Below are 315 nucleotides of genomic sequence, written 5' to 3'. Positions count from 1 at the left end.
TCATCATCTCCCCCTTTTTAAATTCTTATCCTCATAAGCTTGCATTTTTTTACAAAGATTAAGGCTTTTATTTAATTCTTTATCATCTACAAAGCCATCAAGCTTATGCACAAAAAACATTAATTTATCCTTTGCAAACAAGGCTTTATTAAGATATTTTCCTCTTGCCTTAGGTAAAATTGTGCTGTGATTTTTTAAAAAATACCTTATAGGCTGATTTAACTTAGTCTCTACGGCTAATTCTAAGTCTTTTTTGTCAAAGTCTTTGTTTAAATTTAAAAGCTTAAAAGCCATTAAATCATCATTAAAGTCTTT

The 315-nt window shown here is 27.9% G+C and carries 1 protein-coding gene; it reads right to left on the bottom strand.

The window, feature by feature from the left end:
• Nucleotides 1-3: 3 nt before the first annotated feature.
• Nucleotides 4-315: hypothetical protein (locus DMC01_RS14395; RefSeq protein ID WP_185909003.1), on the bottom strand; the 312-nt coding region annotated here is incomplete at its 5' end.

It is taken from the genome of Campylobacter troglodytis, from assembly GCF_006864425.1.
GTDB classification, from domain to species: Bacteria; Campylobacterota; Campylobacteria; order Campylobacterales; family Campylobacteraceae; genus Campylobacter_D; species Campylobacter_D troglodytis.
This window is presented reverse-complemented; position numbering and strand designations above follow the sequence as displayed.